25 protein-coding genes, 1 tRNA gene and 1 pseudogene are annotated in these 25,472 nt (G+C 67.8%); 7 read left to right on the top strand and 20 right to left on the bottom strand.

Going from position 1 to position 25,472, the window contains the following annotated elements:
* Window positions 1-660: 660 nt before the first annotated feature.
* The 11 genes and pseudogenes from AC1DY5_RS07310 to AC1DY5_RS07260 form a co-directional block, all read right to left on the bottom strand.
* Window positions 661-1,200, bottom strand: a pseudogene (locus AC1DY5_RS07310) (class II aldolase/adducin family protein); the annotation flags it as partial.
* The gene (locus AC1DY5_RS07305; protein ID WP_478110199.1) at window positions 1,197-1,343 is read right to left on the bottom strand and encodes a helix-turn-helix domain-containing protein; all 147 of its coding nucleotides are present in this window, start codon (window positions 1,341-1,343) and stop codon (window positions 1,197-1,199) included. The pseudogene AC1DY5_RS07310 and the gene AC1DY5_RS07305, both read right to left, overlap by 4 nt.
* A 172-nt stretch (window positions 1,344-1,515) precedes the next feature.
* Window positions 1,516-2,145 carry a hypothetical protein gene (locus AC1DY5_RS07300; RefSeq protein ID WP_478110197.1) on the bottom strand — a complete coding sequence of 210 codons (630 nt, stop codon included), beginning with the start codon at window positions 2,143-2,145 and terminating at the stop codon, window positions 1,516-1,518.
* A 67-nt stretch (window positions 2,146-2,212) separates the two neighbouring features.
* The gene (locus AC1DY5_RS07295) at window positions 2,213-2,659 is read right to left on the bottom strand and encodes a hypothetical protein (protein WP_478110195.1); all 447 of its coding nucleotides are present in this window, start codon (window positions 2,657-2,659) and stop codon (window positions 2,213-2,215) included.
* A 74-nt stretch (window positions 2,660-2,733) separates the two neighbouring features.
* Window positions 2,734-3,153, bottom strand: coding sequence for a hypothetical protein (locus AC1DY5_RS07290; RefSeq protein WP_478110193.1), 420 nt, complete (start codon window positions 3,151-3,153; stop codon window positions 2,734-2,736).
* Window positions 3,150-3,371, bottom strand: coding sequence for a hypothetical protein (locus AC1DY5_RS07285; RefSeq protein ID WP_478110190.1), 222 nt, complete (start codon window positions 3,369-3,371; stop codon window positions 3,150-3,152). Before AC1DY5_RS07285 ends, AC1DY5_RS07290 begins: the two co-directional genes overlap by 4 nt.
* Before the next feature lie 103 nt (window positions 3,372-3,474).
* Entirely contained in the window at window positions 3,475-3,726 is a 252-nt protein-coding gene (locus AC1DY5_RS07280) for a helix-turn-helix transcriptional regulator (protein WP_478110188.1), read from the bottom strand.
* 96 nt (window positions 3,727-3,822) lie between these two features.
* Entirely contained in the window at window positions 3,823-4,317 is a 495-nt protein-coding gene (locus AC1DY5_RS07275; RefSeq protein WP_478110186.1) for a hypothetical protein, read from the bottom strand.
* 64 nt (window positions 4,318-4,381) lie between these two features.
* Window positions 4,382-5,632, bottom strand: coding sequence for a tyrosine-type recombinase/integrase (locus AC1DY5_RS07270; RefSeq protein ID WP_478110181.1), 1,251 nt, complete (start codon window positions 5,630-5,632; stop codon window positions 4,382-4,384).
* Window positions 5,633-5,813: 181 nt separating this feature from the next.
* Window positions 5,814-5,888, bottom strand: a tRNA-Arg gene (locus tag AC1DY5_RS07265).
* A 40-nt stretch (window positions 5,889-5,928) separates the two neighbouring features.
* A complete protein-coding gene (locus AC1DY5_RS07260; RefSeq protein WP_478110178.1) occupies window positions 5,929-6,567 on the bottom strand; it encodes a TetR family transcriptional regulator in 639 nt (212 codons plus the stop codon).
* A gap of 160 nt (window positions 6,568-6,727) precedes the next feature.
* On the opposite strand from AC1DY5_RS07260, the gene AC1DY5_RS07255 reads away from it, so the two are divergent.
* The 4 genes from AC1DY5_RS07255 (at window position 6,728) to AC1DY5_RS07240 (ending at window position 13,269) form a co-directional block, all read left to right on the top strand.
* On the top strand, window positions 6,728-7,981 hold the full coding sequence (locus tag AC1DY5_RS07255) for an efflux RND transporter periplasmic adaptor subunit (RefSeq protein WP_478110176.1): 1,254 nt from the start codon (window positions 6,728-6,730) through the stop codon (window positions 7,979-7,981).
* A gap of 13 nt (window positions 7,982-7,994) precedes the next feature.
* Window positions 7,995-11,156 (top strand): efflux RND transporter permease subunit, encoded by a 3,162-nt coding sequence (locus AC1DY5_RS07250; protein WP_478110171.1) that lies wholly within the window; start codon window positions 7,995-7,997, stop codon window positions 11,154-11,156.
* Window positions 11,149-12,558 (top strand): efflux transporter outer membrane subunit, encoded by a 1,410-nt coding sequence (locus AC1DY5_RS07245; RefSeq protein ID WP_478110169.1) that lies wholly within the window; start codon window positions 11,149-11,151, stop codon window positions 12,556-12,558. The genes AC1DY5_RS07250 and AC1DY5_RS07245 overlap by 8 nt, the downstream gene beginning before the upstream one ends.
* Before the next feature lie 105 nt (window positions 12,559-12,663).
* Window positions 12,664-13,269, top strand: a complete 606-nt coding sequence (locus tag AC1DY5_RS07240; protein WP_478110167.1) for a c-type cytochrome — start codon at window positions 12,664-12,666, stop codon at window positions 13,267-13,269.
* Window positions 13,270-13,312: 43 nt separating this feature from the next.
* Here AC1DY5_RS07240 and AC1DY5_RS07235 read toward each other — a convergent pair whose 3' ends face one another.
* The 4 genes from AC1DY5_RS07235 to AC1DY5_RS07220 are packed head-to-tail and all read right to left on the bottom strand — an operon-like array spanning window position 13,313 to window position 16,120.
* Window positions 13,313-13,864 (bottom strand): DUF2946 family protein, encoded by a 552-nt coding sequence (locus AC1DY5_RS07235; protein ID WP_478110163.1) that lies wholly within the window; start codon window positions 13,862-13,864, stop codon window positions 13,313-13,315.
* A gap of 22 nt (window positions 13,865-13,886) precedes the next feature.
* A complete protein-coding gene (locus tag AC1DY5_RS07230) occupies window positions 13,887-14,861 on the bottom strand; it encodes a YheT family hydrolase (protein WP_478110161.1) in 975 nt (324 codons plus the stop codon).
* A 3-nt stretch (window positions 14,862-14,864) separates the two neighbouring features.
* Window positions 14,865-15,317, bottom strand: coding sequence for a YybH family protein (locus AC1DY5_RS07225; RefSeq protein ID WP_478110159.1), 453 nt, complete (start codon window positions 15,315-15,317; stop codon window positions 14,865-14,867).
* Between the two features lie 47 nt (window positions 15,318-15,364).
* The gene (locus AC1DY5_RS07220; RefSeq protein WP_478110156.1) at window positions 15,365-16,120 is read right to left on the bottom strand and encodes a hypothetical protein; all 756 of its coding nucleotides are present in this window, start codon (window positions 16,118-16,120) and stop codon (window positions 15,365-15,367) included.
* A 45-nt stretch (window positions 16,121-16,165) separates the two neighbouring features.
* Between AC1DY5_RS07220 and AC1DY5_RS07215 the strand changes: the two genes are divergently transcribed.
* From AC1DY5_RS07215 to AC1DY5_RS07205, 3 genes are read left to right on the top strand one after another with little or no spacing between them, the layout of a single operon-like run.
* Window positions 16,166-16,762: a LemA family protein gene (locus AC1DY5_RS07215; RefSeq protein ID WP_478110154.1), complete on the top strand. Its 597-nt coding sequence runs from the start codon at window positions 16,166-16,168 to the stop codon at window positions 16,760-16,762.
* Between the two features lie 16 nt (window positions 16,763-16,778).
* Window positions 16,779-17,711, top strand: coding sequence for a TPM domain-containing protein (locus AC1DY5_RS07210; RefSeq protein WP_478110152.1), 933 nt, complete (start codon window positions 16,779-16,781; stop codon window positions 17,709-17,711).
* 2 nt (window positions 17,712-17,713) lie between these two features.
* Window positions 17,714-18,253, top strand: a complete 540-nt coding sequence (locus AC1DY5_RS07205; protein WP_478110150.1) for a TPM domain-containing protein — start codon at window positions 17,714-17,716, stop codon at window positions 18,251-18,253.
* Window positions 18,254-18,260: 7 nt separating this feature from the next.
* On the opposite strand, the gene pdeM is transcribed toward AC1DY5_RS07205, so the two are convergent.
* The 5 genes from pdeM to AC1DY5_RS07180 all read right to left on the bottom strand — a co-directional run bounded on the left by pdeM (window position 18,261) and on the right by AC1DY5_RS07180 (window position 25,435).
* Window positions 18,261-18,935: a ligase-associated DNA damage response endonuclease PdeM gene (gene pdeM, locus AC1DY5_RS07200; protein ID WP_478110148.1), complete on the bottom strand. Its 675-nt coding sequence runs from the start codon at window positions 18,933-18,935 to the stop codon at window positions 18,261-18,263.
* A gap of 44 nt (window positions 18,936-18,979) precedes the next feature.
* Window positions 18,980-21,496, bottom strand: a complete 2,517-nt coding sequence (locus tag AC1DY5_RS07195; RefSeq protein ID WP_478110146.1) for a ligase-associated DNA damage response DEXH box helicase — start codon at window positions 21,494-21,496, stop codon at window positions 18,980-18,982.
* Entirely contained in the window at window positions 21,496-23,142 is a 1,647-nt protein-coding gene (locus AC1DY5_RS07190) for an ATP-dependent DNA ligase (RefSeq protein WP_478110144.1), read from the bottom strand. Before AC1DY5_RS07190 ends, AC1DY5_RS07195 begins: the two co-directional genes overlap by 1 nt.
* Complete coding sequence (locus AC1DY5_RS07185; protein WP_478110142.1) at window positions 23,139-24,176, bottom strand: ligase-associated DNA damage response exonuclease; 1,038 nt, start codon at window positions 24,174-24,176, stop codon at window positions 23,139-23,141. The genes AC1DY5_RS07190 and AC1DY5_RS07185 overlap by 4 nt, the downstream gene beginning before the upstream one ends.
* A 92-nt stretch (window positions 24,177-24,268) precedes the next feature.
* Window positions 24,269-25,435 carry a Gfo/Idh/MocA family protein gene (locus tag AC1DY5_RS07180; protein WP_478110201.1) on the bottom strand — a complete coding sequence of 389 codons (1,167 nt, stop codon included), beginning with the start codon at window positions 25,433-25,435 and terminating at the stop codon, window positions 24,269-24,271.
* Window positions 25,436-25,472 lie beyond the last annotated feature (37 nt).

Here is a 25,472-nt window from a genome sequence, read left to right as displayed (position 1 = left end):
TCCAGTGCCAGAGCCGATGGCGAGGAGGCTCCGGACCCCGTGGTGCAGGAGGTGCTCGAGCCACCAGGCAAATTCGCCCGCCCGCAACTGCTGCAAAAGGCGTTTTGCGCAACCAGGTTGCGCATGCCGGCGACCTGACGCCTACATCTGAAGCGGCGCTCAACTACATCGAGCTGACGAGCCGGCTAAAGCGCGCTCTAACCCGCTGAAGACCGGTGCGCATTGACTCGTCGGATTTGCTACCCGAACTGCCGGCCAGCCTAATTGGCCCCAACCAGTTTGGCAGACATGCAACATTGTCCGGAGTTCTCGGCATAGATCCTCTGTGACTATGGCCGTCCACGGACGACACGTCGCTGGAAGTTCCAAATCAGGGCTCGTGGATTCCCGAGACTGAGCTGGAGCGGATCTTCGACCTCGGCGTCTCCGACAGCGCAGCGCCGGCAAAAGGCGGCCTCGGTCCTTTTGCTTCAAGAATCTATGCATTGGCCATGTGAGTGACACTCCACGCCCGGAACGAGGAAAGCGGCGTTGCTCTGGTCCTCCGATTCCCCCGCAACGCCGTACTCAAGGTGGACTGAGCTGTCCTACGCGAACTGAATGCGGTCCTTCAACCACATCCTTGACGATAGGCCGACCGCGGTTGATGGCGCGGCCGTCTTCCGCGATGGTCGGACCGACGGTCAGCAGGCCGTGGTTGCGCAGCATCAGGTAGTTGGCGCTGCCCATGTCGGCCTGCAGCCGCGGCTTTTCCTCTTCGCGGAAGGCCACGCCTTCGTAGTCGTGGTACGCCAATGAAGCCAGCACGAGGGTCGCCTGTTGGCTGATTGGCAACACGCCAGTCTCCTGCGCGCTGACGGCGATGCCGGCGCGGGTGTGGGTGTGCAGCACGCACTGCACGTCTTCCCGGGCCGCGTGCACCGCGCTGTGGATCACGAAGCCGGCCGGGTTTACCGGGTAGGGCGAGTCGATGATTTTGTTGCACTCCTGATCTACTTTCACGAGGCTCGATGCGGTGATCTCATCGAACATCAAGCCATAGGGATTGATCAGGAAGTGGTGGTCGGGGCCCGGCACGCGCGCGCTGATGTGCGTGAAGACGAGGTCGCTCCAGCCATACATCGCGACCAGGCGATAGACTGAATCAAGCCGGGTCACTGCTTCGTGCGGGGTACCGCCCGCGGGCGTTAGGGCGGTCATGCCTTCAAATACTCATACACGCTGGCCCGGGAGATGCCGAGTGTCTCCGCGATGTCCACCTTGGGAACGCCCTGCGCAGCCATCTCCCGGAGTGTCCTGGCGGCGTCAGCGTCGAGCACTGGCTTGCGCCTGGCCGGCAGCATCGCGTCTGGCTGCACCTCAAGCGCCCCCGACGGGCAGCCCTACGACGCAACGCAGCGCTGATTGCCCTACAGCAGCAGCGACTGGCGCTGCTCGCGTAGCACCATCCGCAGTCGGCGCATGAGTTGCCAGTGGCCGCCGGTGTAAGCGTTGCGAGATACGGCCGCCTTTCCCTCAGGGCTTTTGGGGCCGGTCGACCTTGACCACGGCTTCCACCGGCGGATTGCTTCGCTTTGACGCTCGCGTCGCTCCGACGTCCACCCTGACGACGGGTTGCTCATTTCGAACCTCCAATAGTTTGTTTTGCTGGAATTCGTCTTCTTTCGCGCGCGACGTTGCGCCGCCCGCCGTGTCGTTGTTGACCTGCTGCGGCCCATGAGCAATGTTTGCCTGCTTCACAAACGTCGCCTGCCTCGGGTACTTCAGATCGATGAGGGTACCGATGGTCGCCCGGCTCTGGGCCTGCGCCTTCAGCGCCAGCCCGAGGAATGCCTCATAGTGGTGCAGTTGCTCTTGTTGAGCGGCTCGGCGCGCGAGGCTCGCGAAGATGGATTGCAGCGCCGTCGCCTGCGATATGAGCATTGCCTCCAGCGCTCCCAGATCACCAGCCTTGACATCAGTGAAAGTGGYCTCCAGTGCGTCGATCAATGCGACCACGCCGACTTCTCTGCCCAACACGTTGCCCTGATATGTGGCGATCACCGCCGCGCCGTTCAGCGATGGCGAAACGGCTATGCGCGCCTTCGCACGCTCATATGGCGGCGGGTTGTCAGATTCGGCGGGGGAGGTTGTTGGGTTCGTCACGGGGCCACCTCACTGAATTGAGCGCAACGTTGCAAGACCGGTAGAGGGGCGATCAGCCCGCGCGCCGTCACGACTCGGGCGCGAGGATTCCGCCGAGCGCACCATTGAGGCGCTCAACCATTCGGTTGTGCTCGGAGGGGGGCAATGGCTTCGAAAGCGGCGCCAGCACGCGCCAGCGAGGCTTCTCGGGGGCATGACTCCACGAGGGATGAACGAATGCGCGCACCCCCGCTTTCTCCAGCAGGCTCACGGCTTCCTCGATGCCGAYGGATTCCGCGTCATAGTCGCCCTCGACGCCCGTGATTTCGAGCACATTGGCGTCGTGCTTCAGGCTGCCGCGTGGCGTCCGCGCGTCGCCGAACTTTGCCAGCTTCAACAGCCGCCCGGTGTCCTTGGCTTCGATGGGCGGTGCGCCGCTGATGAAGTCAAAGATCTCGCCCCAACTTCCTGTAAGCGTTTCTGCCCTCTGGCACTGCATGTTCGGGAACACGGTCAGGGTGACGGCGACGCTCATGGGGCCTCCAATCTGCTTGTCGAAGGCGTGCACCTCGGAGAGCGAATCGAGGTGTTCCTGTTGGCGGACCATCGTCAGTCTCCGACGAGACGCCGGATGTCTTTAACCGACCAAAGCAGTCGGCCATGAACCCTCCGAGGACGCAGCGGGCCGTCTTCGTTGCAGGCCCAGCCCCTCAATGTCTGCGGGCGACGGTTCAGATAGTGGGCAGCGGCGGCGGTGTCCAGTGCGGGGCTCACTGCGGGGCGCCCCTTCCGCTCTTCCGTCGACATCTCGCGCTCGCTCCCGGCGCGCCAGCATTGCACCAGACCGCCGCGCCAGTTGCTGAACAAGCCGGCCGGGGTTCCGTCAAGATAAAGCACGTACCAACCGGCATCGTCCTTGCGCTTGCCGCTGGGGCTGAAGTGATGCAGCCGACCGTCGCCGTGGATCTCATCGGGCGGCGTCAGGCCTGCCGCCTCGATGGCGCTGCGGAATTGATCGATCGCACTCATTGCGCACCGCCGATCTGCGCCAGGAACGCTCGCGCCGCTTCGAGGTTGGCCAGGCGCTTGATGAGCCCCCAGCAAGTGCAGAAGTAGGACGCCTTACCGTCTGCGCCGATCTTGCGCACCAGCGGGTGGCCGGCAAGGGCATATTCCGCCGCCAGCGTGGCGAACTTTTTTTCTTCGGCATGGTCGTCGGCCGTCGTCGAACTGTTGTGGTCAATCATGGGAGAGACCTCTGCGCTGGAATGACCCAGTCAGCCCATGCGTATGGCAACCAGCCCCGCACCGAGGCGACAACGATGGCGGCGTTGAATATGCGCCGGAGGCTCATCGCGCAGGGCCTCCCTCTGTTTGATCGGCGATCCATGCGCGAACATCGCCGACCTTCCACGCGGTGACCCGCTCAGACAGTTTGTATGGCGAAGGAAACGTGCGCGCCTTGACCTTCCGCCAAAGTGTTGGCGCGCTGAACGGCAATGGAACGGGATGACTTGGACGATTCGCGCTCTGCACCAACTGGGCTTCGCGAACGAATGCGCAGTCTGGCAGATCGTCAAATGAAGGGATGCGGTTTGACATGGATTGTCGTCCTCTGAAGTGATGACGACAGCATCCGTCCACCCGGCTGGAAGAAAAACCGGGCCCGCATTAAATTCCACGGAACAATTGGGCCAGCTACTTTTTTCCCGGCCAAAACCAACCCAGCGGTCCTTCTAGCAAACTGATCTGTTTCAGTAGCGCAGGTCCAGACCTCGAAAGACTCTTCCAAGGATCTTGCTTAACGAGGCGAGACGCGAGCTTTGTGCGTGTAACGTTCGGCCACTCTTGGGCCAATTGGGCAAGGGCTCGAGAGGCCTTGGCGCGCAAGGCCGGCGTCCAGCTCTTCGGCCGACCGCGTCTGCCTTCGACTTGAAAGCCGGGGACATGCTGCTCTGCCAAGCAAAGTGACAGCCTGTAGTACGCGAGCAGCAAAGACGAGGGATCCGTTTTATCAAACTCGATTTCGAAGTGCTTTAACAGCATGGGCAACTTGTCAAGCTTACGATGCACCTCTGCCGAAATGAGTTGGTTGAACATCGTGTGGTCGCCTAGCAGCAGCGCCTCCGTCGTTCTGCCGTCGTCGGGCCTCGGCAATTTCTTGGCCAGTTCGCCCTTGTATATTGAAGCCATGCGTCCCTTGCGCCCCCCGATAAAAATGCCAGCCCAGCCCGTCAGGGAAACGGGTTTTCGGGGATCAGCCTAGGGGTGGCGAAACGGTCTTGTTTGTCACCTTGCGCAACGGAATAATGTCCGCGCCGATGCGCAGCTTGTCCAGGTAATCGGCCCACCGCTGCATCATTTCCTTGCGCGCTGGTAGATGCGCCGTGCGGTTATACGCCCGCCCGTTCGGGTCTTTGACGGTATGCGAGAGTTGGTGCTCGATCAGGTCGACCCGCTCGCCCAGCACCTCGTCCATGATCGTACGAGCCATCGCGCGAAATCCGTGGGCAGTCATCACGTCTTTGGCGTAACCCATCCCGCGCAGTGCCGCATTGATGGTGTTTTCGCTCATGCACCGCTCGCCCGTCCGGATGCTGGGGAATACATACCGGGCGTGCCCGCTAATCGGCTGCAGGGCGCGCAGGATGTCCACGGCTTGCCGTGACAGCGGGACCATGTGCTCGACCTTCATTTTCATCTTGGCAGCGGGGATGCGCCATTGGGCGGCGTCTAGGTCGATTTCTGACCACTCCGCAGCACGGAGTTCACCGGGGCGGACGAAAACCAACGCGGACAGCTTGAGTGCCGCCACAACCGCCGGGTGGCCCGAATAGGCGTAGATCGAACGCATGAGTTGCCCCGCCTCCACCGGCTCTGTGATCGCGGCGTAGTTGGCTTTCTCGATCGCCACCAGCGCGCCGCGCAGGTCCGCAGTGACGTCACGATCGACAAGGTCAACGGCCACCGCGTACCGGAACACCTGCGAGCAAATTTGCACGATGCGATGGGCGCTCTCGTGAATTCCCCGCGCCTCCATCCGACGGGCCACTTTGTCGAGAACGTCCTTGGCCTTGATGGTGGTGATGGGAAGCTTGCCGATAAACGGGAACACATCCTTTTCGAGCCAAATTGTGACCTTGGCCTGCGTCACTGCGGCGCGCCTGTTCGCGGTCTTCGAGAGCCAGTCGCGTGACACCACCTCGAAGGTGGTCGCTGCCGAGTTGGCCCTGGCCGCCTTTTCCTGGCGTTTGGCCACACTCGGGTCGACTCCATGCGCGAGCTCCTTGCGAGCCTTGTCGCGGCGATGGCGGGCCTCAGCCAGCGAAACCTCCGGATAGACGCCCAGGCCCACCGTTTTGGCCCTGCCATCGATGCGGTAGTCAAGACGCCAGTATTTGCCCGCTGCCTTGACCCGAAGGTACATGCCCCCACCGTCGGCGTAGCGTTCGCCGATCGCCGCGCCCTTGTGCTTCACCTGCTTCACAAACGTATCTGTCAGCGCCATAGCCCCGTCCCATGCGTGTCGGTACTTCAACTTCCGACTTCTGCCGGATACCTACAGAAGTACCGACAAAGTACCGACATGAGATGCTACGCCTTGATCCATCGTGAGGCAAAGAAAAACCCGCTACGCTGGGGAAACGTGCGGGTTTTGATGCTGGGTGAGACGCTCTGATCTAGGTGTCTGGTCCCGCCGCCAGGAATCGAACCTGGATCTCAGCCTTCGGAGGGCCGAATTCTATCCGTTGAAATACAGCGAGAGGGGCTTCCGAAACATCGGAAGCTCTCTATTATCGCTGATCAGACGGCGTCTGGCACGGGCCGGGTAAATCCCAGCCCCGCGAGGTACACCCGGAAGGCCTGCCGCCCGGTCGCCACGAGATCGAATGCGGCCGGATCCAGCAGCCAGTTCTGGATCAGGCCGCTGATCAGCGCATGCAGCCCCTGCGCCGCCGCCGGTGCCGGGATGGGCAGGCGCCTGCGAGTGCGGCGGACATCCGCCACCATGGCCTTCTCGAACTCGATCACGCAGGCGTTGCGCGCCGTCAGGTGGCGCTGCTGCACCGATTTCATGTCGTGGGTGTATTCGACCTTGTGGGTGGCGATGTCGAACACGCGGCGCACCTGCATGTCGGTCGTCATGAGCTTCAGGGCCTCGACCATCTGGTGCTCGACCTCGCCAATGGCCTCGGCGCCGCTGCCCGCGGACGCCCTGGCCACCTCGGCCTCCAGCGGCAGCGTGACGCGGTCCATCATGGCATTGAAGAGCGCGGCCTTGTCCTTGAAGTGCCAGTAGATCGCGCCCCGGGTCGCGCCGGCCTGGTGCGCAATTTGCTGCAGGCTTGTCTGCGACACACCCTGGGCCTGGAACAGCACCTCCGCCGCATCGAGCAGGCGGTTGCGCGTCTCCTGCGCCTCTTCCTTGGTGCGTCTGRCCACTTTCACACTCCGTTCATAAAATCCATCGGCCGGGCAAGGTCGTCACTATACATCCATGAATGTATGTAAGATAGCGGCCTTTTGCCGATAGTCAAGATCGCCGCGATGCTTTTATGCATCCGCGCGCCGTCGTCTTCTGTCCTCCCTTCAAAGGAATCACATGCCCGACTTGCATGTCTCGCGCCATTCGTTGTTCTCCCCGCGCCTCGCGGCCGTTGCCGCCGCCATCGTCATGCTGCTCGCACTGAGCGCCTGCGGCAAGGGCGAGGCCCCGAAGGCAGCCGGGGGCGGCCAACCGGCGCCCGAAGTCGGCGTGGTGGTCGCCACGCCGACCAACGTCGGCCTGGTGACCGAGCTGCCGGGCCGGCTCGAATCCACGCGCGTGGCCGAGGTGCGTGCGCGCGCAGCGGGCATCCTGATGCAGCGCGTGTTCCAGGAAGGCAGCGACGTCAAGGCCGGCCAGGTGCTGTTCCGCATCGACCCCGCCCCCTACGCCGCCGCCGCGCAGAGCGCCGAGGCCAGCCTGGCGCGCGCCGAGGCCAACGCGGTGCAGGCCCGCGCGCTGGCCGAGCGCTACAAGCCGCTGGTCGAAGCCAATGCGGTCAGCAAGCAGGAATACCTGAACGCGGTGGCGGCGGCCAAGACCGCCGAGGCCGACATCGCGGTCAGCCGCGCCGCCGTGCAGACCGCCAGGATCAACCTGGGCTACGCGACCGTGACGGCGCCGATCTCGGGCCGCATCGGCCGCTCGCTGGTGACCGAGGGTGCGCTGGTGGGCCAGGGCGGCGACGCCACGGCGCTGGCCGTGATCCAGCAGATCAACCCGCTGTACGTCAACTTCACGCAGTCGGCCACCGAGGTGCTGCGGCTGCGCCGCGCCTTGCAGGACGGCCAGTTCAAGCACGCCCAGGGCGGCGAGGCGGCCAGCGTGCGCATCGCGCTCGAGGACGGCAGCGAGTACCCGCTGCCTGGCCGGCTGCTGTTCTCGGACCTGACGGTCGACCAGACCACGGGCCAGATCACGCTGCGCGCCGAGGTGCCGAACCCGAAGGGCGACCTGCTGCCGGGCCTGTACGTGCGCGTGCGCCTCGAGCAGGCCCAGGCCCTCGACGCCATCACGGTGCCCCAGCAGGCCGTGACTCGCACCCAGCAGGGCGACACGCTGACGGTGGTGGGCGCCGACGGCAAGCTCAGCAAGCGCACGGTGAAGATCAGCGCCGCCCAGAACAACCAGTGGGTGGTGCTCGAAGGGCTGAAGGCCGGCGAGCAGGTGATGGTCGACGGCTTCCAGAAGCTTCAGATGATGCCGCCCGGCACGCCCGTGAAGGCCGTTCCATGGACCGGTCCGAAGGGCGCCGCCGCCCCGGCACCGGCCGCTTCCGCTGCTGCCGCCCCGGCTGCAGCCGCGAAGTAAGGAGCCCGCCCGCATGGCCAAGTTCTTTATCGACCGTCCGATCTTCGCCTGGGTGATCGCCCTGTTCATCCTCGTGGTGGGCGGCGTGGCGATCACGCAGCTGCCGATCGCCCAGTACCCGCCGGTGGCTCCGCCGGCCATCGTCATCAACGCCGCCTACCCCGGCGCGTCCGCGCAGACGCTCGAGGACAGCGTGCTGGCGGTCATCGAACGCGAGATGAACGGCTCGCCCGGCATGATCTACATGGAGTCGGTGGCCCAGGCCGACGGCACCGGCTCGATCACGATCAGCTTCGCGCCCGGCACCGACGCCGACCTGGCGCAGGTGGATGTTCAGAACCGGCTTTCGCGTGCCACGCCGCGGCTGCCCGCGGCCGTGACGCAGCAAGGGGTGCGGGTCGACAAGTCGCGCACCAACTTCCTGCTGTTCACGATTCTGTCGTCCGACAACCCGGCCTACGATCCGATCGCGCTGGGCGACTATGCCGCGCGCAACGTGGTGCCCGAGCTGCAGCGCGTCAAGGGCATCGGCCAGGCGCAGCTGTTCGGCACCGAGCGTTCGATGCGGGTCTGGATCGATCCGGCCAAGCTGCAGGGCTTCAACCTGTCGTCGAGCGACGTCACCAACGCCATCAAGGGGCAGAACGCGCAAGTGGCCTCGGGCACGATCGGCGACCTGCCGAACGTGACCGGCCAGGCGATCGCGGCCACGGTGGTGGTCAACGGCCAGCTCGCCAACGTCGAGCAGTTCCGCAACATCGTGCTGCGCGCCAACACCGACGGCTCGGCCGTGCGGCTGCGCGACGTCGCCCGCGTCGAGCTCGGCGGCCAGGCCTACGCAACCTCGGCGCGCCTGAACGGCGAGCCGGCGGTCGGTATCGGCGTCCAGTTGGCGCCCAACGGCAACGCGCTCGAATCAGCCCGGCTGATCCGCACCAAGATGGAGGAGCTCTCGCACTTCTTCCCGCAGGGCGTGAAGTGGGAGATCCCGTACGACAGCTCGCGCTTCGTCAAGATCTCGATCTCGCAAGTGGCCGAGACCCTGGTCGAAGCCGTGGTGCTGGTGTTCCTGGTCATGTTCCTGTTCCTGCAGAACTGGCGCTACACCATCATCCCGACCATCGTGGTGCCGATCTCGCTGCTGGGCACCTTCGCGGTGCTGCTGGCGCTGGGCTTCTCGATCAACGTGCTGACCATGTTCGGCATGGTGCTGGTGATCGGCATCGTGGTGGACGACGCCATCGTGGTGGTCGAGAACGTCGAGCGCATCATGAGCGAGGAAGGGCTTCCGCCGCTGGAGGCCACGCGCAAGGCGATGCGGCAGATTTCGGGCGCCATCATCGGCGTCACCGTGGTGCTGATCTCGGTGTTCGTGCCGCTGGCCTTCTTTGCCGGCTCGACCGGCAACATCTACCGCCAGTTCTCGGCGGTGATGGTGGCGTCGATCAGCTTCTCGGCCTTCATGGCGCTGTCCCTGACGCCGGCGCTGTGCGCGGCGCTGCTGAAGCCGGTGGAAGCCGGCCACCACCATGCCAAGACCGGTTTCTTCGGCTGGTTCAACCGCGGCTTTACGCGCACCGCCAAGGGCTACGAGGGCCTGGTGTCGCGCATCCTGCGCCGCGCCCTGCGCTACATGGTGATCTACGTGGCGATCATCGGCGCCGTGGTGTTCACCTACCTGCGGGTTCCGACCTCCTTCCTGCCGCAGGAAGACCAGGGCAACATCATCGTCAACGTGCAGCTGCCGCCGGGCGCGACCCAGGAGCGAACGCTAGACGTGATGAAGCAGGTCGAGGGCTTCATCCTCAAGCAGCCCGAGGTGCAGAGCATGGTGGGCGTGATGGGCTTCAGCTTCTCGGGCCAGGGCCAGAACGCCGGGCTTGCCTTCGTGACGCTGAAGGACTGGCACGAGCGCAAGGGCCCCGGAGAGACGGCCGAAGCGCTGGCAGGCCGCGCCTTCGGTGCGCTGTCGAGCGTTCGCGATGCCTTCATCTATCCGCTGAGCCCGCCGCCGATTCCCGAACTGGGCAATGCCAGCGGCGTGACCTTCCGCCTGCAGGATCGCTCCGGTGCGGGCCACGAGGCGCTGATCAATGCGCGCAACCAGCTGCTGGGCATGGCGTCGCAAAGCAAGATCCTGACGCAGACGCGGCCCGACGGCCTCGAGGACGCGCCGCAGCTGCAGATCGACATCGACCGCGACAAGGCGAATGCGCTGGGCGTGACCTTCGATGCAATCAACGCGACGATGTCGACCGCGCTCGGCTCGAGCTACGTCAACGACTTCCCGAACCAGGGCCGCCTGCAGCGCGTGGTGGTGCAGGCGGACGCGCCGGCGCGGATGCAGCCCGAAGACCTGCTCAAGCTGAATGCGGCCAATGCGCAGGGCAAGCCGGTGCCGTTGTCGGCCTTCGCGAGCACGCGCTGGATCACCGGCGCCCAGCAGACGGTGCGCTACAACGGCTACCCCGCGATTCGCATCAGCGCCAGTGCGGCGCCGGGCTACAGCACGGGCGCCGCGATGGCCGAGATGGAACGGCTGGCGTCGCAGCTGCCGACCGGCTTCGGCTACGAATGGACCGGCCAGTCGCGGGAAGAAAAGCTCGCCGGCTCGCAGGCCATCATCCTGTACGGCTTCGCGATCCTGGCAGTGTTCCTGTGCCTGGCCGCGTTGTATGAAAGCTGGTCGATTCCGCTGGCGGTGATCCTGGTGGTGCCGCTGGGCGTGCTGGGGGTGCTGCTGGCGACGATGCTGAGGGCCTACTCCAACGACGTGTACTTTCAGGTCGGGCTGATCACGATCATCGGCTTGTCGGCCAAGAACGCGATCCTGATCATCGAGTTCGCGAAGGATCTGCAGGCGCAGGGCAAGGGGGTGGTCGAATCCGCGCTCGCCGCCGCGCACCTGCGGTTCCGGCCGATCGTGATGACCTCGCTGGCCTTCGGGCTGGGCGTGATGCCGCTGGTGTTCGCCTCCGGCGCGGGCTCGGCGAGCCAGCGCGCGATCGGCACCGGCGTGCTCGGCGGCATGGTCACGGGCACGACCCTCGCGGTGATCTTCGTGCCGGTGTTCTTCGTGATCGTCCGCGGATTCTTCAAGGGCAGCGCTCGCCAGCACGAGGCCGACAAGCGCCATGCGCAAGCCGCCGGCATCGAGGAAGAAAAGCATGACTAGGAAATTCATCACCACAGCCCTGGCAGGCGCCGCCGCACTGATGCTGGCGGGCTGCTCGCTGATCCCGACCTACGAGCGCCCGGCGGCGCCGGTGCCGGCCACCTTCCCCAACGCGGCGGCGGCACCGACCGCGCCCGGGGAACTGCCGGCCGCCACCGTGGCCTGGCAGGACTACTTCACCGACCCGCGGCTGCAGCAGCTGATCGGCCTCTCACTCACGAACAACCGCGACCTGCAGGTGGCGATCCTCAACATCGAGGTGGCGCGGGCCCAGTTCCAGATCACCCGCTCGGCGCTGTACCCGACGCTCAATGCCAGCGCCAGCGGCACGCGCCAGCGCCCGTCGCTGCTCGGCGACGGCGTGAGCTCCGTCTATTCGGTCGGCCTGGGCGTGACGGCCTGGGAGATCGACTTCTTCGGCCGCGTGGCGAGCCTGAAGGACGCCGCGCTGGCCCAGTACCTGGCCACCGAGGAAGCCCGCAAGTCGACCCAGATCAGCCTGATCGCCGCAGTGGCCAATGGCTGGCTGGCGGTGCTCGGCGACGACGAGGCGCTCGAGATCACGCGCCGCACCATGGTCACGCGCGACGACTCGCTCAAGCTCACCAAGCTGCGCTTCGACAACGGCGTGGCGTCCGAAATCGACTACCGCTTCGCTGAGGCGCAGGCCGAAACCGCACGCGCCACTTACGCCCAGCAGCAGCGGCTGCGAATGCAGGACGAGAACGCGCTGGCGCTGTTGCTCGGTGCGCCGGTGCCGCCGGAGACCATCGCCGGCGGCGACCAGGGCCTGCAGGCGCTGGCGCCGATGCCCGATCTGCCGGCCGGCCTGCCCTCCGACCTGCTGACCGAGCGGCCCGACATCCGCGCCGCCGAGCAGCAGCTGATCGCGGCCAACGCCAACATCGGTGCCGCGCGCGCCGCCTTCTTCCCGCGCGTGTCGCTGACCACCTCGATCGGCACGACGAGCTCGGAATTCTCGGGCCTGTTCGACAGCGGTTCGAAGGCCTGGGCCTTCGCGCCGCAGATCACGCTGCCGATCTTCGATGCCGGACGCAACCAGGCCAACCTGGACTCGGCCCGCGCCAGCCAGAAGATCGCGGTGGCGCAGTACGAGAAGTCGATCCAGTCGGCCTTCCGCGAAGTCGCCGACGCGCTCGCGGGCCGCGCAACCTTCGACGAGGAGCTGCGCGCGCTGGTGGCGCAGTCCAAGGCCGAGGAAACGCGCTTCCAGCTGTCGGACATGCGCTATCGCGGCGGCGTCGCGAGCGGGCTCGACCTGCTGGATGCCCAGCGTTCGCTCTACACCTCGCAGCTCGCGACCGCGCAGGTCCGCCAGGCGCGACTGCAGAACCAGGTCGCGCTGTACAAGACCCTGGGCGGCGGCTGGGCCACCAAGTGACCTTGATCGGGCCCCGGCCGTTTGCGGGCGGCCGGGCCCAAGGGGCTCTCTATAATCCGCGGTTGATTCGAAAAGCCCCACCGAGCCCCCGATACTGAGGACGCAATGAGCGACGACCCGCACTACCAGGCCACAGAAGAAGCCCACTCCGGCCCGATCAAGAATCCGAAGCAACTGCTGCTCGCGGTCTTTTTCTCCTTTGTCGCTCCCATCCTGATCATCGTCGGCCTGGTGTCGTTCGTGGTGTCGGGCACCCATCCCTCGGGGTCGGCGCAGGGCGAGGGCATGTCGCTCTACGGCGTGTCGAAGGACACCCGTGACCGCGAGGTCGCCGAGCGCCTCAAGAAGGTCGGCAGCATCGAGATCCGCGACGCCAACCGGGCGCTGGCCACCGGCGAGGCCGTGTTCAAGGCCCAGTGCGTGGCCTGCCACGGCGCCCCGGGCATCCCGGGCGCGCCGCACTACGGCGATGCCGCGGCCTGGGGCCCCCGCATCGGCCAGGGCTACGCCACGCTGGTCGAGCATGCGCTGAAGGGCAAGGGCGCAATGCCCGCCCAGGGCGGCGGCGACTTCGACGACCTCGAGATCGGTCGCGCGGTGGTCTACATGGCGAATTCGGGCGGCGCCACCTTCCCGGTGCCCGACCGGCCGGCGGCGGCCGAAGGCGCAGCCGCCGATGCGGCAGCCCCCGCGGTGGCAGYCGGCAAGTAAGCGATTCGACCCCAGAAAAAAGCCCGCTCGACGCGGGCTTTTTTCATGGTCGGGGCGGTGGCGCGGAGGGGGCCGGTTGGCTCGCCGCTGGGCTCGGCACGAAGCCGAAACGGGCTGGAAGGTCCTCGGCGCGGACGTTCTCGGGCACCCAGCGCCCCTGCTCGACCGCCTCAGCCGCCAGCCCGACATCCTGCGTGTGGACCAGACCGAGGCCGATGTCGGCCACCAAGTAGAGCCTGCCCTCGGCGTCGAGCAGGCAGGCGGTGGGCTCGATCGGCAGCCCGGCGTGGGAACAGACGGACAAGTCTTCGGCGATGCGCCAGATCCAGGGAGCGGCTTCGAGTTCGACGTAGACCCGCTGGGGCCCGTTCTGGAAGAACCACTGGCCCTTCTCGTCATGCTCGTAGTTGCGCTGGATGAAATCGATCAGCTTTTCGTGCCGCAGTTGCGAGCCCCTGGCCTGCGTGAAGGGCCCCATGGCCTGCGTGCGGTCGTCGCGCAAGAACCAGTTGCCGCGGGCATCGAGTCCGAGCCAGCCGTAGCAATGGGGCACGTTCGGCCACTTGGCCAGGGCCTGTTTGACGATGTCGTCCATGAAGGGATTCTGCTCTCGCGGGTCAGAGGTGATCTTTCAACCAGTCGACCACACGCTCGGGCATGGCGCGGACGTGGCCCGGGGGCGGTCCCAGCGGGAAACCGACATGGCCGCCATGGGCGGGCTGCCAGAGCGTGACGTGGCGGCCGACTTCGTCCTGGCGCGGCAGGCTGGCGGCCGGCACGAAGGGGTCGTTGACGGCATTCACCACCAGAGCCGGGATCCGGATCTGGTGCAGGTGCGGCTTGGCCGAGCCGCGCGACCAGTAGTCGTCGGTACCGCGAAAACCGTGCAGCGGCGCGGTGAAGACGTTGTCGAAGGCGTAGATGTCGCGGGTCGCGAGCAGCTTGTCGCGGTCGAACAGGCCCGGATGCTGGGCCAGCTTGGCCAGCGCCTTGGGCTTCATGGTCGACAGGAACATCCGCGTGTAGACCAGCCGGTTGAAGCCGCGGCCGATCGCGGCGCCGCCGGCCGCCAGGTCCAGCGGCGCGGAGATCGAGGCCACCGCGTTCGCCAGCTTCGAGGCCTCGCCCCCGGCCTCCTCGGCCCAGCGCATCAGCGCGTTGCCGCCGAGCGAGACGCCGACCGCCAGCAGGGGCTGCGCCGGGTCCCGCTGCGCGCGCAGCCGGGCCAGGATCCAGCCGATCTCCTCGAAATCGCCCGAGTGGTAGGCCCGCGGCGCTAGGTTGAGCTCGCCGCTGCAGCCGCGGAAATGCGGCACGGCGTAGTCCCAGCCGCGGGCATGCACGAAGGCCGCGAAGGCTTCCGCGTAGTGGCTGCGCGACGACCCTTCGAGGCCATGGAACAGCACTAGCAGCGGCTTCGGGCCGGCCACCGCCGCATCCAGGAAGTCGACGTCGATGAAATCGCCGTCGGGCGTGGTCCAGCGTTCGCGCCGGTAGCCGGTCAGCGCCGCCTCGGCGCGCCGGGCATACAGCGCCGGCCAGATGGTCTGCAGGTTGCCGCCCGGCAGCCAGAGTGGCGCGACGTACTGCATGGCTCAGTGCAGCGTTTGCGGCGCCTCGACTGCGTCGCCGGGTTCGTGCGCGCTACCGGGGCTGGCATGGTGCGCGACCATGCGCCAGCCCTGCGCCGTGCGGTGATAGACGTTGGTCGCGAGCACGAAGGCGTGGCGCGGCCCTTCGGCGGTCAGCACCTCGATGCGCTCCAGCACGTTGTGCACCGCGCTGGCGAGCGACTCGACTTTGCGCACCCGCGCCGGCGTGGCCTGGATGGCGCCGTTGCCGAACATATGCTCGAAGGCGGCGCGGATCGCCTCGGCCCCGACCAGCCTTGGACCGCCGGGGTGGACACAGAATACTTCTTCCTCGTCGGCCCAGCAGTCCATCAGGGCGTCGACGTCGCCGCGCTGGAGGGCTTCGTAGAAGGCGGCTTCGACGTCGTCAGCGGTGCCGCCGATGGCGATGGCTCGGAGTTTGGCTTTGGTGGACATGGATAGTGCTGCCGGAGGTTGCGATTTTGCCTCGGTCGCGCGTCGGCTCAGGGGGCCGCGGCCACCCAGCCCTGCACGACGGCCCGCAGTTCGCCCTGGGTCGCGCGCCAGACCAGCTCGGGAGCGGCCACGTGGACGCCGGGCGGCGCCAGCGCCAGGGCCACATCGACCAGCTCGGCCACCTTGGACGCCCGCGCCGGCTGCTCGCTGGCCGGCACCATGAAACGGGCGATCGACAGCATCCAGGCCGCCAGCCGCTCGCCCAGGCTGGCGTAGCGCACCGCCGCCGGCTTCTGCGCCGAGCGCACCAGCAACACGCGCTCGAAGCCCAACGCCACCACCGCCTGCTCGTCGAGGCTGGCCAGGCCGTGCTTCAGCGCCTCGGGCAGGCACCCCTGGTCGTGCGGCAGCACCACCGCCAGCGTCTGGACGCCGCCGGCCCGCAGCCAGGCGGCCAGCGCCGGCAGCTGCGCCGGCTCGGGCGTCCACAGCGCCCGCTCGCGGTCATAAAAAAGCCGCGGCGGCTCGAACAGCACGAGGGCGGTGTGGGCCGCCACGGGCGGCCATTGCGCGATCGGCAGCGCCGGCACCTGCCAGGTCTCGACGCCCGGCAGGCCATCGCGGATCGGCTCCCGCGCCAGCACCAGGGTGTGGTCGTAGCGATGGCGGCCGGCGAGCCGCCGCACCAGCTCGTGGCCCAGGGCGCCGGTGGCGCCGGCGATCAGCAGCGTGCCCTTCGATGGGCCGCCGTCGAGGGGCCGGCGGTTCGCGGCCTGCAGGGCCTGGAGGGGATCTGGCGCCATCCTTCTATGCTACCTTTGCCGACTTCGCACAGTGAGGGCTTGGATATGTTGAAACGCTGGTTATTGATCATGGTCGCGGCGCTGTCGCTCGCGGGCTGCGGCTACAACGACTTCCAGCGCCTCGACGAGGCCAGCAAGTCGGCCTGGAGCGAGGTGCTCAACCAGTACCAGCGGCGCGCCGACCTGGTGCCCAACATCGTCGCCACGGTCAAGGGTGAAGCCAACTTCGAACAGGAGACGCTGACCAAGGTGATCGAGGCGCGCGCCAAGGCGACCTCGATCCAGGTCACGCCCGAGACGCTCAACAATCCCGAGGCCTTCAACAAGTTCCAGCAGGCGCAGGGCGAGCTGTCGAGCGCGCTGTCGCGGCTGATGGTGGTGGCGGAGCAGTATCCCAGTCTGAAGGCCAACCAGGCCTTCCGCGACCTGCGGGTGACGCTGGRAGGCACCGAGAACCGCATCACGGTGGCGCGCAACCGCTACATCCAGACGGTGCAGGAGTACAACGTGCTGGCCCGCAGCTTCCCGACCAACCTGACGGCCAAGGTGATGGGCTACCCGCCCAAGGCCACTTTCTCGGTCCAGAACGAAGCCCAGATCTCGACACCGCCAACGGTCGACTTCAGCGCTCCGAAGAAGTAGGGGGCGGCAGCACGCGATGACGGCGGCCCGCATCCGGCAGGCGCTGACGGCCCTCCTCCTGATGACGGCGGCGCTGGTCGGCGCGCAGGCGCAGGGCCTGCTGCCGGTGCCCGCGCTCGACGCCCGCGTGATCGATCAGACCGGCACGCTGAGCGCCGCGCAGCGCAGCGCGCTCGATGCCAAGCTGCAGGCCTTCGAGCAGAAGAAGGGCTCGCAGATCGTGATGCTGATGGTCAAGACCACGCAGCCCGAGGACATCGCGAGCTATGCCAACCGGGTTGGCAACGCCTGGAAGATCGGCCGCAAGGCGGTCGGCGACGGCATCCTCGTGGTGGTCGCCAAGGACGACCGCAAGATGCGCATCGAGGTCGCCAAGGCGCTCGAGGGCGCGGTGCCCGACCTGGCCGCTGCGCACATCATCGACGAGGCGATGAAGCCGCGCTTCCGCCAGAACGACTTCGCCRGTGGCCTCGATGCCGCGGCTGACCAGCTGATCGCCCGCGTCAACGGCGAGGCCCTGCCCGAGGTCGATGCACGCGGTGGCGACTTCGGCGATGGCCGCTCCTCGGGCAGCGGCTTCGACTGGCAGGACCTCGGCATCTTCCTGTTCGCGGTCGTGTTGGTGGGCGGGCCGATCGCACGCCGCATTCTCGGCAAGATCCCGGGCTCGCTGGCGCTCGGCGGGCTGACCGGCGCGGTGGTGATGGTGCTGACATCGAGCCTCGTGATCGCTGTGCTGGCCGCGCTGGGCGCCCTGCTCTTCACGCTGCTGTCGACCGCTTTCGGCGCCGGGCCGTCGATTGGGCGGCGAGGCGGGGGCGGCTTTGGCGGATTTGGCGGAGGCGGTGGTGGCGGCTGGGGCGGCGGATCGTCTTCGGGTGGCGGCGGTGGCTTCAGCTCCGGTGGCGGGGGCGACTTCGGCGGCGGCGGCGCTTCGGGAGACTGGTAGCCATGGCATCTCCTTCTTCATCCTCCACTTCGCTGTTCGCGCGACTGGGCCGCATCTGGCGCCACCGCTGGACCGACGAGGCCGACGTGCGCCGCGCGCTGCCGGCCGAGGCGCTCGACCGGCTGACACGCCGCGTGGCCGCCAGCGAGCGGCGCCACAGCGGCGAGATCCGCGTCTGCGTCGAGGCCGGGCTGCCGCTGTCCTACCTGTGGCGCGCTGCGCCGGCGCGAGAGCGCGCGATCATGCTGTTCGGCAAGCTGCGGGTGTGGGACACCGAGCACAACAACGGCGTGCTGATCTACCTGCTGCTGGCCGAACATGCGATCGAGATCGTGGCCGACCGCGGCATCGATGCCCGCGTCGACGACGCGCAGTGGGCCGCGATGGCCCAGCGCATGAGCGCTGCCTTCCGCGAAGGGCGCTTCGAGGACGGGCTGACCCAGGCGCTGGAGGAAGTGTCGGCACTGCTGGTCGAGCACTTTCCGCTGGCGCAGGGGCAGCCGGATCGCAACGAGCTGCCGGATGAACCGGTCGTGCTGTAGGCCCGCTTCAGCCTGACGCGGGAAGCGCCCAGACTCCGTTGCCGCCGACACCGTAGAAGCGGCGCCCGGGCATCGGCTCGACCTGCCAGCCGCCCGTAAATTCGCCGAAGGCGGGCAGGATCAGCTGCGCGCCCTCGTGCACGAAGCAGGGCATGCGCAGGCTGTCGCGACCCCGGCCGTTGAGCCTGCACGCCGGGTGGAGATGGCCGGCCAGCACGAAATGCGTGGCATGGCGCTGCGGGTGATGGCAGGCAGCGTAGGGCCCGACCAGGTACGGCTCGTCGACCAGGTCGAAGCCCAGCGCGGCCGGCGGATCGCCGGAGCGGCGATCGTGGTTGCCGCGCACCAGCGTGCAGGCCAGCACCGGATGGCGGTCGCGCCACGCCGCCACCGCCGCCAGTAGCGACGCCGTGCGGGCTTGCGCGGCATGCAGGAAGTCGCCGAGAAAAACGATTCTGCGCGGCCCATGCCGATCGATCAGGCGATCGAGGCGCGCCAGGTTCTCTTGCGTCGTGCCGCCGGGCACCGGCTGGCCCAGCGCCCGGTAAGTGGCCGCCTTGCCGAGGTGCAGGTCGGCCACGAACAGCACGCTGGCGGCCGGCCACCAGAGCGCCCGGTCGGGAAGGAGTTCGATGCTTTCGCCTGCCAGTTCGATCCGGCAGGCCGCGAGGGTCGAGGTCACCGACCCAGTGTCCCAGAAGCGGCCGCGGGCCGGCGCCGGCAAGCTCAATTCCCCGCCGCAGCGCTCTCGAACTGCTGCACCATGCGCGCGATGCGATCGGTCACGCTCTCGTTCGACAGCTTCTCGCGAAAACGCTCGACCATCAGCGGGAAGGCGAAGGGCGTGGGCTTGGCGAGCGTGCGCAGCACCAGCCGCTGGGCGCGCATGCGCGCCAGGCTGGCCTGCAGACGGCCGATCTCGAGCTCCTGCGCCAGCAGCTCGGCCTCGGCCTGCTGCAGCAGGCGATTGGCCGGGTCGTACTTGCGGAACACCTCGTAGAACAGCGAGGACGACGCCTGCAACTGCTTGTTGCTGCGCTTCTTGCCCGGATAGCCCTGGAAGATCAAGCCCGAGACGCGCGCGATCTCGCGGAAGCGGCGGCGCGCGAGCTCGGTCGCATTCAGCGAGGCCAGCACCTCATGCAGCAGCGCCGGGCGCTCATCGTCGTGCGCGATCGCGTCCTGCGCCTCGGCGTCGTGCCCGGCCACCAGCACCTGCGGCAGCAGCGCGGCCCAGTCGACCACAGTAGCGCTGAGCAGTTCGAAGCCGTAGTCGTTGACCGCGATCGAGAAGGTGCGCGGCTGGTGCTGGGCGACGCGCCAGGCGATCAGGTTGGCCAGGCCGAGGTGTACCGGCCGCCCCGCAAAGGGGTACAGGTACAGGTGCCAGCCCTCGCGCGACTTCAGCACTTCGGCCAGCAGCGTATCGGGCGTCGGCAGCGCCGACCAGCGCTGCTGGATCTCGAGCAGCGGACGCACGCACTGCAGCTCGGGCGTCTCGTAGCGGCCCTCGTTCGCGAGCGCGAGCTGCTGCACCACCGCATCGGCCAGCGTGCTCGACAACGGCATGCGGCCGCCGTTCCAGCGCGGCACCGCGGCGCGCTTGCCGCTGGCGCGCCGCACCCAGGCGGTCATGTCGTGGATGCGCACGAGTTCGAGCAGGCGGCCGCCGAACAGGAAGCAGTCGCCGCGTTTCATGCGGGCGACGAAACCCTCTTCGACGCTGCCGATCTTCGCGCCGCCGAGGAACTGCACCGACAGGCTGGCATCGCTGACGATGGTGCCGATGTTCATGCGATGCCGCCGCGCCAGCAGCGCATCGGACACGCGCCAGACGCCTTCCGCATCCGGCACCGCGCGCCGGTAGTCCGGGTAGGCGGCCAGCGACGGTCCGCCCTGCGAGACGAAGTCCAGGCACCACTGCCAGCTGTCGCGCGAGAGCCCGGCATAGGCGGCCGTGCTGCGCACCTCGTCGTACAGCGCATCGGGCACGAAGCCACCGCCGAGCGCGACCGTGACCATATGCTGCACCAGCACGTCGAGCGGCTGCTCGGGCGAGCTGCGCGACTCGATGTGCCCGGCCGCGATCGCGGCGCGCGCCGCGGCGCCTTCAACCATCTCGATGCTGTGGGTCGGCACCAGCGTGATGCGCGACGGCCGGCCCGGCGCGTGGCCCGAGCGGCCCGCGCGCTGCAGCAGCCGCGCCACGCCCTTGGGCGAACCAATCTGCAGCACGCGCTCGACCGGCAGGAAGTCGACGCCCAGGTCGAGGCTCGAGGTGCAGACGACCGCCTTGAGCTCGCCGTTCTTGAGGCCCAGCTCGACCCACTCGCGCACCGCGCGGTCGAGCGAACCATGGTGCAGCGCGATCCGGCCGGCCCAGTCAGGCCGCGCCTCGAGCATCGCCTGGTACCAGATCTCGGACTGCGAACGCGTGTTGGTGAAGACCAGCGTGGTCGTGCTGGCGGTGATCTCCTCGATCACCTGCGGCAGCATCGTGAGGCCCAGGTGGCCGCCCCACGGAAAGCGCTCGCCCCGACCCGGCAGCAGCGAATCGACGACCATTTTCTTCGGCACCTCGCCTTGCACCAGCAGGCCCTGCTCGGCGCCGACCAGGGTGCGCATCGCTTCATGGAGATTTCCGAGCGTGGCCGACATGCCCCAGACGCAGAGCTTGTCGTTCCAGCGCCGGAGACGGGCCAGCGCGAGCTGCACCTGCACGCCGCGCTTGTTGCCGAGCAGCTCATGCCATTCGTCGACCACCACCAGTCGCAGCGTGCCGAGCACCTCTTTCGCATCAACCCGCGCCAGCAGCAGCGACAGGCTCTCCGGGGTGGTCACGAGCACGGTTGGCAGGCGCTGGTTCTGTGCGCTGCGCTCCGCCGAGCCGGTGTCGCCGCTGCGAGCGCCGGCACTCCATGAGTGCATCTCGGCCCCGACGGCATCGAGCGCTTCTTGCAGCGCCCGCAGCGTGTCGGCGGCCAGGGCGCGCATCGGCGTCAGCCACAGCACGGTGAGCGGCGGCGCGGCTTCGGCCCGCTTGCCGGGGGGACGTTTCGGCGGCGCAGCACCGAAGGCAAGCAGGGCGCCGAGCCAGACGGCGTAGGTCTTGCCGGCGCCGGTGGTCGCGTGCAGCAGGCCCGAGTGGCCATCGGCGATCGCCTTCCAGACGGCGCGCTGGAACCTGAAAGGCTTCCAGCCGCGCCCGGCGAACCAGGCATCGAGCGCCTGCTTCGTCGTCATCACGAAGGCAGCAGCGCAGCCAGCGTCTGCAGGCTGTCCGCCTCCTGCACGGCCTTGTCCTCGCGCCAGCGCAGCATGCGCGGAAAGCGGACCGCGATGCCGCTCTTGTGGCGCGTGCTGCGCGCGATGCCTTCGAAGCCGAGTTCGAAGACCAGCGTCGGCCGCACGCTGCGCACCGGCCCGAAGCTCTCGATGGTGGTCTTGCGGATCGCCGCATCGACTCGCGCCATCTCGGCATCGGTCAATCCTGAATAGGCTTTGGCGAAGGGCACCAGCTTGCGGTCGGCGACTTCGGGGGGCCCGTCCCAGACCGCGAAGGTGTAGTCGCTGTAGAGGCTGGCGCGCCGCCCATGGCCGCGCTGCGCGTAGACCAGCACGGCATCGATGGAGAGCGGGTCGATCTTCCACTTCCACCAGACGCCGACGTCCTTGGTGCGGCCGACACCGTAGTGAGCATCGCGCTGCTTGAGCATCAATCCTTCGACGCCCATCGCGCGCGCTGCCTCGCGCTGGCGCGCCAGATCGTGCCAATCCTGGCCGTGCAGCATCGGGCTCGGCAGCAGCGACGGATGCTGCACGCTCACGAGCAGGTCGTCGAGCAAAGCACGGCGCTCCTGCTGCGGCAGCGCGCGCAGGTCGCCGCCCTGCCATTCGAGCAGATCGTAGGCCAGCAGCACGACCGGGATCTCGCGCAGCAGCTTGGCGCCGAGCGTCTTGCGGCCGATGCGCTTCTGCAGCTCGGCGAAAGGCTGCACACGGTCCTCGCGCCAGATCACGATCTCGCCGTCGAGCACGCTGCCGTCGGGCAGCGCGTCACCCATCACGGCCAGTTCCGGGAAGCGGTCGGTCACCAGCTCTTCGCCGCGCGACCAGAGCCACACCTGTCCCGCGCGCTTGACCAGCTGGGCACGGATGCCATCCCACTTCCATTCGACGATCCATTGCGCGGGCGCACCGAGCGCGGCATCGAACTGCTCCAGCGGCAGGTTGAACGGATGCGCCAGAAAGAAGGGATAGGGCTGGCCGCTGGTCTTCTGGTCGCGCTCGCCGGTGCTCTCGGGCGAGATCAGCGCCGCGTAGTCGGCGGCCGTCGGCTGGCCGCTGATGTGGGTGTAGCCCATGAGCCGCTGGGCCACGCGCTTGGGGTCGAGCGCGCCGACCGCGGCCAGCGCCTGCGTGACCTGCAGCTTCGAGACGCCGACGCGGAAGCCTCCCGTGATGAGCTTGAAGTAGACCAGCCGCTCGTCGATGGCGAGCCGCTGCCACTGCGCGCGCAGTGCATCGGACAACGCCTCGGGCGGCATCTTGCGCAGCGGCAGCAGATGCTGCTCGATCCATTCCGCCAGCCCCATGCCGTGGACATCGGTCGGGGGCGGGAGCAACAGCGAGATCGTCTCCGCGAGATCGCCGACCGCTTCGTAGCTTTCGTCGAACAACCACTCGGGCAGGCCCGCGGACTCTTGCGCGAGCAGTCGCAGCAGCTTCGCGGGCACCAGTTGGCGCGGCTTGCCGCCGGCGAGGAAGTACACGACCCAGGCCGCATCCCGTGCCGGCGCGCCCTGCAGATAGCGCTGCAAGGCGGCCTGCTTCGCCAGGCTCGACGTGGTCGCGTCGAGCTCGCGATAAAGCGCGGCGAATTGCTTCATGGCACGGCTGCGGCCGGCTCCGAATCCTCGTCGCCGTACTCGGTCTTGAAGCCCTGCGCCTCCAGGCCGTTCTCAGTGAGCCAGCGCACCAGCACGGCCACGCTGCCGTGCGTGACGAGCACGCGCTGCGCGCCGGTGCCCGCGATGGCCTGCTGCAGGCCCGGCCAGTCCGCATGGTCGGACATCACGAAGCCACGGTCGACACCGCGACGGCGGCGGGTGCCGCGCAGCTGCATCCAGCCGCTGGCAAAGGCATCCGAGTACTGCCCGAAGCGGCGCATCCACGGCGTGCCCTGTGCAGACGGAGGCGCCAGCACCAGTGCGCGCTTGAGCATCGCGGCATCGACGCCCGGATCGGTCACTCGCACGGTCGGCGGCAGTGCAACGCCGGCGGCTCGGTACACCGCATTCAGCGGCTCGACCGCGCCATGCACCACGATCGGCCCGATGTCCGGGTTCACGCCATGCAGGATGCGCTGCGCCTTGCCGAAGGCATAGCACAGCAGCACCGAGGCCCTGCCCTGCTCAGCATTGGCGCGCCACCAATCGTTGATCTCGGCGAACAGCACGGCCTGCATCGGCCAGCGATAGATCGGCAGGCCGAAGGTCGACTCGGTGATGAAGGTGTCGCAGGGCACCGGCTCGAAGGGTGCGCAGGTGCCGTCCGGCTCGGTCTTGTAGTCGCCCGATGCGACCCAGACGCGGCCGCCGTGCGCGAGCCGGATCTGGGCCGACCCGAGCACGTGCCCGGCCGGATGCAGCGAGACGCGCACGCCGTGGTGGACGATGGCCTCGCCGTAGGCCAGCGTCTGCAGAGTGATCTCGCCGAGCCGCGTGCGCAACGTGCCAGCGCTGTCGGTGTGGGCGAGGTAGTGCCCATGGCCGACGCGGGCGTGGTCGGAGTGCGCGTGTGTGATGACGGCACGGTCGACCGGGCGCCACGGGTCGATGTAGAAATCGCCCGGCGGGCAGTAGAGGCCTTCGGGGCGGGCGACGACGAGATCGCCTGGGGATGGGGGCGGCGCAATGACCATGGAAACGCCATGGTAGGCCGTGCCGCGGCTGTCCGCGCCGTGCGGCAGGCGCGACGCGATGTGAGCCGCGACCTACGACCGCGACAAGTGCGCTACCACGGCGTCCACTTCTGCTCGCTGGCGGCCGAGGCCACCGTTCGCTCGATGAAACGTACACCCCGTACGCCGTCTTCCACGTGCGGGTAGTCGCCCGCAAGAGGATCCGCGGCTTGGCCTGCAAGCCGCGCCCGGACGTCCGCCGCCACGCCACCATAGACATTGGCAAAGGCCTCGATGAATCCCTCCGGATGCCCGCTCGGCAGCCGGCTCGCGCGCCGTGCGGCTTCGCACAACCAGGGCGAGCCACGCGTGAGGATGCGTTTCGGCCCGTCATGCGGCAGGTGCGTCAGTTCGCTCGGCTGTTCCTGGCGCCAGATCAGCGTGCCGAGCGTGCCGGAGACCCGCAGCCGCAAGTCGTTCTCGAGCCCGGTGTTGACCTGCGACGCGATCAGCACGCCGCGCGCGCCGCCACGGAAACGCAGCAGCAGGCTGCCGTCGTCGTCGAGCGGTCGCCCGGGCACCAGCGCGCTCAGGTCGGCGCAGAGGCTTTCGATCTCGAGCCCCGTCACGGTCGCCACCAGATTCTCGGCATGCGAGCCGATGTCGCCGATTGCCCCTGCGGCGCCGCTCTGCGCGGGGTCGCTGCGCCACGCGGCCTGCTTGTTGCCCTCGCCTTCGAGCCGGGTCGAGAGCCATCCCTGGTTGTATTCGACGACCACCTTGCGGATCTCGCCGATCTCGCCCGCGTGCACCATTTCGCGCGCTTGGCGGACCATCGGGTAGCCGGTGTAGTTGTATGTGACGCCGAAAACCGTGCCCTGCCGTGCCACCGCCGCGACCAAGGCATCGGCCTGCTCGCGCGTGTGCACCAGGGGCTTGTCGCAGACCACGTGGAAGCCGGCGTCGACGAAGGCCTGCGCCACCGGATGGTGCATGTGGTTGGGCGTGACGATCGAGACGAAGTCGATGCGCTCCCCGACCGGCCGCTGCAGCTCATCGGCGAGCAGGCTTCGCCAATCGCCGTGGTTGCGATCGTCGGCGAGGAACAGATCGCGCCCCGAGGCCTTGGCCTTCTCGRCACTCGAGGACAAGGCGCCGGCCACCAGTTCGATCTGCCCGTCGAGCGCGATCGCCTTGCGATGCACCGCGCCGATGAAGGCGTCGCGCCCGCCGCCGACCATGGCGTAGCGGAGCTTGCGCGGAAGAGTTTCTTGTGTCATCGAAGAGGGGCTGCCGGCGAGCCGGCAGCCATCAGGA

Source organism: Variovorax sp. P4_D9 (genome assembly GCF_056401695.1).
Note: the sequence above shows the minus strand (reverse complement) of the source record. Positions and strands in the feature narration are given on the sequence as shown.

Coding starts and splice junctions, on each gene's coding strand:
- AC1DY5_RS07305 (WP_478110199.1), bottom strand. CDS start 1,343: ATGCTGCCGGCCAGGCGCAAGCCAGTGCTCGACGCTGACGCCGCCAGG.
- AC1DY5_RS07290 (WP_478110193.1), bottom strand. CDS start 3,153: ATGAGTGCGATCGATCAATTCCGCAGCGCCATCGAGGCGGCAGGCCTG.
- AC1DY5_RS07285 (WP_478110190.1), bottom strand. CDS start 3,371: ATGATTGACCACAACAGTTCGACGACGGCCGACGACCATGCCGAAGAA.
- AC1DY5_RS07280 (WP_478110188.1), bottom strand. CDS start 3,726: ATGTCAAACCGCATCCCTTCATTTGACGATCTGCCAGACTGCGCATTC.
- AC1DY5_RS07275 (WP_478110186.1), bottom strand. CDS start 4,317: ATGGCTTCAATATACAAGGGCGAACTGGCCAAGAAATTGCCGAGGCCC.
- AC1DY5_RS07270 (WP_478110181.1), bottom strand. CDS start 5,632: ATGGCGCTGACAGATACGTTTGTGAAGCAGGTGAAGCACAAGGGCGCG.
- AC1DY5_RS07255 (WP_478110176.1), top strand. CDS start 6,728: ATGCCCGACTTGCATGTCTCGCGCCATTCGTTGTTCTCCCCGCGCCTC.
- AC1DY5_RS07250 (WP_478110171.1), top strand. CDS start 7,995: ATGGCCAAGTTCTTTATCGACCGTCCGATCTTCGCCTGGGTGATCGCC.
- AC1DY5_RS07245 (WP_478110169.1), top strand. CDS start 11,149: ATGACTAGGAAATTCATCACCACAGCCCTGGCAGGCGCCGCCGCACTG.
- AC1DY5_RS07235 (WP_478110163.1), bottom strand. CDS start 13,864: ATGGACGACATCGTCAAACAGGCCCTGGCCAAGTGGCCGAACGTGCCC.
- AC1DY5_RS07230 (WP_478110161.1), bottom strand. CDS start 14,861: ATGCAGTACGTCGCGCCACTCTGGCTGCCGGGCGGCAACCTGCAGACC.
- AC1DY5_RS07225 (WP_478110159.1), bottom strand. CDS start 15,317: ATGTCCACCAAAGCCAAACTCCGAGCCATCGCCATCGGCGGCACCGCT.
- AC1DY5_RS07220 (WP_478110156.1), bottom strand. CDS start 16,120: ATGGCGCCAGATCCCCTCCAGGCCCTGCAGGCCGCGAACCGCCGGCCC.
- AC1DY5_RS07205 (WP_478110150.1), top strand. CDS start 17,714: ATGGCATCTCCTTCTTCATCCTCCACTTCGCTGTTCGCGCGACTGGGC.
- AC1DY5_RS07195 (WP_478110146.1), bottom strand. CDS start 21,496: ATGACGACGAAGCAGGCGCTCGATGCCTGGTTCGCCGGGCGCGGCTGG.
- AC1DY5_RS07190 (WP_478110144.1), bottom strand. CDS start 23,142: ATGAAGCAATTCGCCGCGCTTTATCGCGAGCTCGACGCGACCACGTCG.
- AC1DY5_RS07185 (WP_478110142.1), bottom strand. CDS start 24,176: ATGGTCATTGCGCCGCCCCCATCCCCAGGCGATCTCGTCGTCGCCCGC.